Consider the following 9345-nt stretch of genomic DNA (forward strand, 5'->3'; position numbering starts at 1 on the left):
TACGGTCACCGACGCTCCTGCCGTGACAACACTGCCCGCAGAGAAGGACCAGGCTGTTACACAACCGCCGGATCGCCGTGAAGGACGCCTCGTACATTCTTCTTCGTCGGCACGCCGAGCAGATCCGTGCGGCGAACGACGATCGCCGCACGCCGACCGACGCACGAACCAGCAGACCTACGGCGGCCAGGACCGCCACGACGAGGAGTAGTCCCATGCGGGCAAAGCGCCGCTCCGTGATCCGTACCGCCGCCGTCACGACCGGTGTCGCAGCCGCCCTGCTCCTTCCGGCGGGCGGCGCGTTCGCCGCCGACGCATCCGACACCGCCGGTGCCCCCGCCACCACCCAGCACGCGATGGGCCGCCTGTCCGCCGTGCTGCCCGAGGAGGGGCTCGCCGGTGTCGCCGAGCGGATCGGCCAGCTCCCGGTGGGCGGGGTCGCGGGCGCGGCCGGCGTCCTGGGCGCCACGGCTGTGGGCGTCGCGGTGCACCGGCGCCGCCAGGCGCAGCAGGCCTGAGCGACGGCTGAGGGCGCGCCGCACCCCCGTGCCCTCGGGCTACCGCGCCGCGCCCCCACCCCCGCGCTCGTAAGCCCCCTCATTCCGCCAGCCGCTGCACCTCCCCGTACCCGGGCAACCCGGCGAGACCAGGCCCACCGCCCGGTCCGCCTGTCCCGTCCGACCCGTCGGCGCGTACGGACTCCGCGAGTGACACGGCCGCGTGCAGCGCTGAACGGAACAGCAGCGAGCCGGTGCTGACGCGCCGTACGCCCAGCTCGGCCAGGCGGGAGAGGCGGTGCCGGCCCGGCGCGTACAGGACGTTCAGCGGCGCCGGGATGCCCGCGACGAGCGTGGCGACGGCCCGCTCGTCGGTGACGCCCGGCACGAAGATGCCGTCCGCCCCGGCCGCCAGATACGTGTCGGCACGGGCCAGCGTTTCGTCCAGTGGCCGCGTGGCGGCGTCGTCCACGAGCCAGTGCGTGTCGACACGGGCGTTGACGTAGAGGTCCGGCGCGCACTCCTTGACCGCGCGGATCAACTCCGCCTGCTGACCGGCCGCGACCAGCGGGCCGTCCACCGTGCGCCCCGGCAGCCCGTCCTCCAGGTTGACGCCGGACGCCCCGGCCTTTGCCAACTCGCGCGCCAGCACCCCCACTTCCGCCGGCCCGCCGCCGAAGCCGCCTTCGATGTCCACCGTGTACGGGCAGGCCAGGCGGCTGCCGAGCCGCCGTGCAAGAGCGAGCGTGGCGTCCCGTACGGAGGCCGAGCCCTGCCCGTCGGGTTCGCCCAGCGCGGCCGCGACACCCAGGCTCGTGGTGCCGATCGCGGCGAAGCCCGCGGCGGCGAGCGCGGCGGCCGAGGCGGCGTCCCAGGCGTTGGGGAGCAGCAGCGGCTCGTCGGCGTGGTGCAGGGCGTGGAAGGCGCGGATCAGGTGCGTACGCTCGGTACGGGCCGCCGTTGCGCCGATGCCGGCGCCAGGGCTCAGCCCGCTCATCCGCACACCATCTCCAGCCCCACCGGCACCCGCAGATGCGCGGACGGCTCGTACGCGATGTCCGGGCTGACGAGGCGGCAGCCTCGGGCGTACAGCGCGTCCAGCACTCCGGCCGCGAGGGCCCGGGCGTGGGCGCGCCCGGGGCAGGCGTGCGCACCGGCCCCGAAGGCCAGCGAGCCGTCGGGGGTGACCAGGCTGATCCGTACCGGTTCGCCGCCGTCCACAGGGGCGCGGAGGGTGCCGCGTACGGGCGGGTCGGTGCACAGCGCCTGGTCCAGCCGGTCCGCGACGAGGTCGGCGGCCGGCCCGGGCAGCAGGTCCGGCGCGTCCCCCGCCAGCATCAGGTACGCGGCGTTGCCGATCAGCCCGGCCGTCGCGTCGTACGCCTGGACCAGCAGGCCGATCCGGGCCGCCGTGGCCTCGTCCCACGTACCGCCGCAGGCCGCCACGAGGCGGGTGAGGGCGCGGTCGGCGGCCGGGACGGTCTCGCCGTGCGCGTGGTACGCGCGGGCCACGTCACCCACCAGCACGGCCGTCTCCGCCGTGACTGCCAGTCCGAGGGACGCGGCGAGCACTTCGGCGGGCACGACGCGCGCCACCCGCGCCATCACCTCGACCGTGCCCGGGGCCCGCAGCAGTTCCGCCGCCCGTACGCGCGCCGCGGCACGCAGCGCTTCAGCCGCGTCCGGGCCACCGAGCGGGCCGGCTGCCGGCGCCCGCCGCCGCGTATGCGCGTCGCCGCTGCTGAAGCGGGCGACGTGCGCCCGCAGCCAGGCCATCGTGCCTTCCGGTGCGTCTTGGTGCACCGGCGGGACCACCCAGGCCGGGTCCGTGAGCGCCTCCGGGCCGACACGTACGCGCGTGGCCCGCTCGCCGTCGTCTGCGTCGTCCGAACCGGCCAAGCTGTCCGAACCGGCCAAGCCGTCCATACCGTCCAAGCTGTCCGAGGTCTGCATGGCAGGACCGTAGGCCCGGCTCGTTTCGGGCCCGGCCGAAACGAGCCCGCGCACAATGGGCCCATGACCACACAGGCACCGCCCCCGGACGCGGCACCGGCGCACAGCATCGGACTCGCGCGCCTCGCGGGCCTCCTGGCGGACCGCACCCGGGCCGCGTTCTGCCTGGCCCTGCTGGACGGGCGGGCCTGGACGGCGGGCGAGCTGGCGGCGTACGCGCGGGTCGCGCCGTCCAGCGCGAGCGAGCACCTGACGCGGCTGACCGAAGGCGGGCTGCTCGTGGAGCACCGCCAGGGCCGCCACCGGTACGTGCAGCTCGCGAGCCCCCGCGTCGCCGAACTGATCGAAGGGCTGACCGCGCACCTCGACCCGCCCGCCGAACGGCCGCGCGGGCTGCGCGCCGCCAACGCGTCGGCCGCGCTGGCCCGCGGGCGTACGTGCTACGACCACCTGGCCGGGCGCCTGGGCGTGGCCGTCACGGACGCTATGACCGGGCGCGGTCTGATCGACCAGGACGGCGGCTTCGCGCTCACCGGCGCGGGCCGCGCCTGGTTCACCGAGGCCCTCGCCACCGACGCCGCCGCCCTCCGCGCGGGCCGCCGCCCGACGGCCCGCGGCTGCCTGGACTGGACCGAGCGGCGGCAGCACCTGGCAGGCGTGGCGGGCGCCCGGCTGTGCGCGGGGCTGCTGGAGCGGGCGTGGGTACGGCGTGTCGGCAGCGGCCGGGCCGTACGGGTGACGCCCACGGGAGCCGAGGCACTGCGTGACCTGCTCGGCCTGGACGCGGAGGCGGCGGGGCTGCTCTAGCGGGCCGGGCCGGGCCGTGGGCGGAATTGCTCTACCGAGGGCGAGGGCGGGACCGGACCGCCCCGGGGCAGTCCCCGGGACGGGCGTACAGCGTGATGCTGGCGCCCTTCACGTCCCGCGTCGCGCAGACCCGGAACGCGGACCTCAGGGTGGTCCGCTTGGCGATCTCCTGGTCGGTCCGGTCGAGCGGCTGCCCCTTCGCGTCGCCGACCGCGACGATACGGCGGGCCCGCATCATGTGCGCGTGGACACGGTCGCCGGACAGTTCGGTGCCGTAGAGGGTGTGCGAGGCCACCGGGCTCTCGGCGAGCGCGAGGTCCCGCAGGCGGTGGAACTCGTGCGGCGCGGCCGCCGCCCACACCCGGCGCCGGGCGGGCAGGAACAGCAGGCCGTCGCCCGGCGACGACAGCTCCCGGACGGCGTGGGTCACCGCGATCGCGTCGTCGGTACGGCTCTGCGGGCTGCGCAGGAAGACGTTGACGGGGACGAGCAGCGCCAGGACCACGACGAGCGCCGCGGACCGGTACAGCAGCCGGCGCCGGGTCTGGCCGCGGCGTCCCGGCGGGCGCAGCACCCAGTCGAGCGCCGCGCCCGCCAGGAGGGCGAACCCGGCCACGTAGTACAGGACGTAGCGGTCCACGTACATCGGCTTGAGCTGGGAGAGCAGCACCAGCAGCGCCGTGGGCAGGACCAGCAGGGGGAACGCGACCGGCCGCAGCCGCAGTCGCTGCCGGCCCGCGCGGGCGACCGGGGCGCGGGAGCAGAGCAGGCCGCCCAGCACCAGGGTGATGAAGGTGCCCAGCTGGACGGGGTTGGGCCACTGGAGCCAGGCGAGCTGTTCGGACTGCCCCATGCTGAACACGGCCAGCGGGACCAGGCCGACGGCCACCGCGCCCGCCGCCACGCACCAGGCCCGGCGCACCGCGCGCGGCAGACCGGACAGGACGACGGCGGCGCCGTGCGCGGGCAGGACCAGTACGGCGAATTCGTGCATCAGGCAGGCGGCCAGCGACAGCGCCGCGTACCCCGCCCACAGGCGCCTGCCCGGCCTGGCGGTGACCCGCGCCAGCAAGTACGTGGACCACACCACCAGCGCGCAGACCATCGCGTAGGAGCGGCCCTCCTGCGCGTACTGCTGCACCATCGGCAGCAGCACGAAGACCAGGCCCGCGAAGAGCCCCGCCCGCCGGCCCGCCAGCTGCCTGCCGAGCAGGGTGACGCCGGCGGCGGCCGCCGCCATCGCGACCACGGACGGCAGCCGCAGGGCCACCACACCCCCGTCGAAGACGAGGAACCAGCCGCGCATGAGCACGTAGTACAGCCCGTGTACCGCGTCCACGGTCTGGAGGGTCGGCCACAGCTCCGCCAGGGTGCGGTGCGCCATGTCGTACGTGACCGCCTCGTCCCGCCACATGCTGTCCTGGCGGCGGATGCCCCACAGGCCGAGGACCAGCATCAGCGCGGCCGGGTACAGCGCGACGGCCCCCCGCGACGCCCAGATGCTCCGGGCGCGCGCGGGGGACGCGTACGCGGTCTGCGCTACATCGATGGCGGACTCCGCTTCAGCGGGACGGGCGGGGAGTGTACGGACACGCCGGAACCGTACGACCAGACCGTACGACAGCCGTCGCGCACCGGCAGGCGGGGCCCACCGGTGCGCGACGGCTCGTACGGTCCGCCGGGGCTCAGCCGATCCGCGTCAGCTTCGATCCGAACGACGGCTCGGCGAGATCCTTCTGCAGCGCCACGTCCACCTTGGCGGCGCTCGCCCCGGTCCCGACGGTCAGCTTGCCGACGACGGTGCCGGCCTTCGCCTCGTGGGGGACGGGCTTGCCGGCGGCCGGGCCGACCTTGAACTCGATCTTCTGGCCGGGGACGCCGATGGCCTTCAGGTCCTCCGTCGCCACGACGGGCGTATGCCCGCCGAGACCGTCGTCCACGTAGCCGACGACCTGGCCCTTCTTCACGGTGGTGGCGGAGGTGAGGGCGTTGCGGATGGCTTCGATCATGGGCTTGGTGCGGTCCTGGACCAGCCGGAGGCTGGTGCCGCCGTCCGGGTCCGGGCCCTTGGCGTGCTGGTCCATCGTGGCGCCGAGGATCAGCTGGTCCTTGCCGTCCACGCCCTTGTAAGCCGCCCACACCAGCGCACCGCCGGCCGCCGTGCTGGAGCCCGTCTTGATGCCCTTGATGCTCAGCTCGCGGTGCTCGGACATCAGGTTGTTGTTGTTGTAGATCTTCTCCGGGAGGCCCTTCTCGGCGTTCGGCATCGCGACGACCTGCCGGAACGCGGGCATCTTCATGACCTCCTCGGCCAGCTTCAGCTGGTCGACGGCGGTGCTGACGGTGGTCTTGTTCAGACCGCTGGGGTCGGTGTACGTGGTGTTCTTCATGCCCAGGTCCTTGGCGGCGTCGTTCATCTTCTTGACGAACGCGTCCACGGTCGAGGACTGGGTGTCCCAGCGCGCCAGCAGACGGGCGATGTTGTTGCCCGACGGGATCATCAGCATCTGCAGCATCAGCCGCTCGGAGTACTCCTGGCCCTCCTTGAGGCCCATCACCCGCGACTCGTTCTTCGACTCGGCGTCCTTGACCGCCGCGTCGTCGACCTTGATCTTCGGGCCGTCCTCGTCCTTCTTCAGCGGGTGGTCCTTCAGCACCACGTAGGCCGTCATTATCTTGGCGACGCTCGCCGTCGGCACCGGCTTTTCGTCCCCGTACGTACCGAGGCCGCCCGCGCCCACGACCTTCGCCGCGGCCTGGCCCTCACCCGGCCACGGCATCTGGAACCGGCCGCCCCCGAAGGTGTACGAGGACTTCTCGCCCAGCGCCAGCTCCGGATCCGGCAGCGGACGCACCTGCTGGACGACGACGAAGATGACCGCCAGCAGGACCACCAGCGGGGTCCAGATCTTGAACCGGCGGGCGACAGTGCGCAGCGGGGTCTCGGGCGGCGGCGGGGTGTTGGTCAGCTGCGCCAGCAGGTCCAGCGGCGGCAGCGGCTGCTGCTTGGTCTGCTCCGAGTCGGGCAGCGCGCCCGGCTGCGCGGTGGCACCGGACTGCGCGGTCGCGGCCGCGGCGGCGGGCGCCCCGGCGGCTCCGGCCTCGGCCTCCGGCTGCGGCCCGGGAGCGGTAGCTGACTTGCCGGCGGCCTTCGCGCCCCACTTCGTGCCCGGGGTGACATCGGGCTCGGCAGCCGGCTTCGCGCCCGGCCCGGTGCCCGGCTTCGCATCCTGGTCGTCGGTCTTCGCGGCGCCCTTGGCCGCCTGCTTGCCGCCCTTGCCCGCCTTGCCGGGCTTGTCACCGCCGACCGGCCGCGGCGGCTTGATCGGCTGCGGGTCGGTGGACTTCAGCGCCACGAACTGGCTCGTACGCTCCCCGTCCGACTCCGCGGCACCGGGAGGCCGTACGGCCTTGATCGCGGTGGTCGGCTGGTCGACCGGGGGAGTCTTGGCGTCCGGCTTGCCGGATTCGGCGGCGGGCCCGGAGCCGCTCTTGGCGTCGGACTCGGCGTCGGCCTTGGCGTCGGGCTTTCCAGCAGGCTTTCCGGCGGGCTTTTCAGCGGCCTTTCCAGCAGGCTTCCCGGACTTCGGGGCGGCCTCGGCGCCGGGCTTTTCGGCCTTCGCGTCGGCCTTCGCCCCGGACTTCGCGTCGGACTTCGCGTCGGACTTGGCGGCGTCCTTCGTGCCGCTCTTTCCGTCGCTTTCGCTGTCGCTCCCGGCGTCGGACTTCGCCGGACCGGCGTCGCCCGCGTCCTTCTGCTTTGCGATCGAGAACACTCGCGTCGCCTCGTCGGCGGGCTCCTTGCCACCCTCTTCGAAGCTCGGCGCCTTGAAGATCGCTGTCGGCTGGTCGACGGGCTGCGCGGCGCCCTCGGGGGCGTCAGCGGCGTCCGCACCCTTGGTGCCGGACCCCTTCGAGGCCGCGCCCTCGGCAGCGGAACTCTCGGCGGCCGACCCCTTGGCGGCGCTCCCGGCCGCGGACCCCGCGGAGCCGCCCTTGGGTCCGGAACCCTTGGCGCCGCCCGCGGAAGCGGCCTTCTTGGCGCTCTTGGGGGCATCCTTCGCGCCGCTCGCAGGGGCCTCCGAGGCGGCGTCCTTCGACGCCCCCTTCGACGCACTCCCCTCCGTCGTGCCCTTCGCCGCGCCCTTGGCCGACGCCTTCGTCACCGGCGTCTCCCCCGCCTCAGCCTTCGCACGCGTTTCCTTCTCGGCGCCCGCGCCGGCATCCGTGCCGGCCCCGGTTCCGTCACCGGTTCCGTCGCCGGACCCGCCCTCGTCACCGTCGTCGTCCTTGGTCGCCACCCACGCGGCGACCGCTTCCCGCAGCCGTTCGTCCCGGCCCTCGCCCTGCGCGTCGGCCGTACCGCCGTCAGCGGCCTCACCGGCGTCCTCACGGGCGGCACCGGACGCGTCGGCGGCGCCGGCCTTGTCAGCCGTACCACCCGTACGGTCCGTACCACCCTTACCGGCCGTGTCCGCCTTACCGCCCTTACCGCCCTTACCGGACTTGCCGGCCTCGGTCGTCTCGTCGGTCTCGTCGGTCTCGTCCGGCTCGTCGGCCTTCGCCTTCCCGGCCGGCTTCGCCGGCTCGGCCGGTGATGCACGGAAGACCGCGAGTCGCGGATCGCGTTCGCTCCCCGCCGTCTCCCCCGACGACTGCTTCTGCTCCGGCTTGCCGGGGGACTCGCCCGCCACCTATGTCTCCTTCACACGTCCGCGATACGTCGCTCTGTCTGGCCCAGTGTTCCCAAGTGTCCTGTGTCCGCGAGGCACGTCCGCACCGCCACGCGAAACGCTGGGCGCCCCGCCCCACAGAAGGCGTCGCCAAGGAGCTAGACGAGAACGACATACCTACAGGTTCCCTGCCTAACCCCCCACGCACTCTCGACAGATGAATGTGAGAGGGGTCACCCTGTCATTCATCCACGCGGGGAGGCATGGATGGGCAGGAGCCGCAGAACAATTCCGGAGGAGCTTCTGCTGCTCGCTTTGGACCCGGCAACGGGAACCACAGCGCAGCCGCAGTCGCTCGACCTCGGTCTGGCCGGGGCACAGCTAGTGGAGCTGGCTCTGGCCGGACGGATAGCCCCTGACGGGGATCGTATCGCCGTGGTGCTGCCACGGCCGACCGGAGATCCGACTCTGGACTCCGCGCTCGAGTTGCTGCGCCGACGCGGCAGCCCGGTGCGCGCCGTCCACTGGATCGGCGGGCCCCGGCTGGGGCTGCGCCAGACGTATCTCACGCATCTGGAGCGGTGCGGCATGGTCCATGCCGTGGCGGGCCAGATGTGCGGGGTGCTGCCGACGACTCGCTACCAGGCGACGGACACGGCCATCAGCCGGGAGATCAAGAACCGGCTGGACAGTGCGATCCGCACCGGCGTACCGCCGGACCCGCGGACCGCGGCGCTCGCCGCGCTGGCCCACGCGGTCGGTCTCGGCAAGCACCTGTATCCCGGGAACGAAGGGCGCTCCTCGCGCTCCCGTCTGCGGGATCTGATCCGGCACGACCCGATGGGCGGGCTGGTCGCACATGCCGTCATGGATGTGCAGAACGGCGTCGCGGCGCAGCCGAGGCGCGCACCGGTGGCGGCGTCCGGAGCGGGATCCGGGCCGGGAGCGGGCAGGCAGCCCGCGGCCCGCGTCGCAGCCGAGCCGGCGGGCGTACCGGCACAGCCGCGGCACGGGTCCATGGCCCGCGTCGGCGCGCGCTGACGGCGAGCCCGGCACCGCACCACCAGCAGTTGATGTAGCGCGAAGACACCACGCAGCACTCAGCGTGGTGCGTGTCAGGCGCACCACGTGCACCCGGCGCTCCCCACGACAGGCGCGCGGGGCCACACGAAACCGCCACACGACGGCACCACCGCACCACCCGCACCACAGCACCTTTGCACGGCAGCACCCCTGCACCGCAGGGAAACCGCACCACCGTCCCCACAGTCCCGTTCGGGAGCCGCAGCAAGCGCGGGGTGGCGGGCCGGCCGTTCCGGACGACGGCCGGGCCGCCACCCCGCGCGACATTCCCCTTCCCTTGGGTTTTCCCTTCACTGGACTGCTCGGGACCGGGAGGGGCATCCGGTTAGTCG

At 73.9% G+C, this 9345-nt stretch carries 7 protein-coding genes; 3 read left to right on the plus strand and 4 right to left on the minus strand.

The window, feature by feature from the left end; genetic code table 11:
• Nucleotides 1-215: 215 nt before the first annotated feature.
• Nucleotides 216-518 carry a hypothetical protein gene (locus ACZ4Z1_RS04755; protein ID WP_468485131.1) on the plus strand — a complete coding sequence of 101 codons (303 nt, stop codon included), beginning with the start codon at nucleotides 216-218 and terminating at the stop codon, nucleotides 516-518.
• A gap of 79 nt (nucleotides 519-597) precedes the next feature.
• Here the strand turns inward: ACZ4Z1_RS04755 and ACZ4Z1_RS04760 are convergent, their stop codons facing one another.
• Together ACZ4Z1_RS04760 and ACZ4Z1_RS04765 are read right to left on the minus strand one after the other, a co-directional pair.
• Complete coding sequence (locus ACZ4Z1_RS04760; RefSeq protein WP_468485132.1) at nucleotides 598-1494, minus strand: isocitrate lyase/PEP mutase family protein; 897 nt, start codon at nucleotides 1492-1494, stop codon at nucleotides 598-600.
• Nucleotides 1491-2450, minus strand: coding sequence for a cytochrome P450 family protein (locus ACZ4Z1_RS04765; RefSeq protein ID WP_468485133.1), 960 nt, complete (start codon nucleotides 2448-2450; stop codon nucleotides 1491-1493). Before ACZ4Z1_RS04765 ends, ACZ4Z1_RS04760 begins: the two co-directional genes overlap by 4 nt.
• 63 nt (nucleotides 2451-2513) lie before the next feature.
• Here ACZ4Z1_RS04765 and ACZ4Z1_RS04770 point away from each other — a divergent pair, with 63 nt between their 5' ends.
• Nucleotides 2514-3257: an ArsR/SmtB family transcription factor gene (locus ACZ4Z1_RS04770; protein WP_468485134.1), complete on the plus strand. Its 744-nt coding sequence runs from the start codon at nucleotides 2514-2516 to the stop codon at nucleotides 3255-3257.
• Between the two features lie 31 nt (nucleotides 3258-3288).
• Here the strand turns inward: ACZ4Z1_RS04770 and ACZ4Z1_RS04775 are convergent, their stop codons facing one another.
• Together ACZ4Z1_RS04775 and ACZ4Z1_RS04780 are read right to left on the minus strand one after the other, a co-directional pair.
• The gene (locus ACZ4Z1_RS04775) at nucleotides 3289-4713 is read right to left on the minus strand and encodes a glycosyltransferase family 39 protein (protein WP_468485135.1); all 1425 of its coding nucleotides are present in this window, start codon (nucleotides 4711-4713) and stop codon (nucleotides 3289-3291) included.
• 229 nt (nucleotides 4714-4942) lie between these two features.
• Entirely contained in the window at nucleotides 4943-7951 is a 3009-nt protein-coding gene (locus ACZ4Z1_RS04780) for a D-alanyl-D-alanine carboxypeptidase (RefSeq protein ID WP_468485136.1), read from the minus strand.
• Between the two features lie 246 nt (nucleotides 7952-8197).
• Here ACZ4Z1_RS04780 and ACZ4Z1_RS04785 point away from each other — a divergent pair, with 246 nt between their 5' ends.
• Nucleotides 8198-8971 (plus strand): GOLPH3/VPS74 family protein, encoded by a 774-nt coding sequence (locus ACZ4Z1_RS04785; RefSeq protein ID WP_468485137.1) that lies wholly within the window; start codon nucleotides 8198-8200, stop codon nucleotides 8969-8971.
• Nucleotides 8972-9345: the final 374 nt, after the last annotated feature.

The sequence above is a fragment of the Streptomyces sp. NPDC030165 genome (assembly GCF_055573595.1).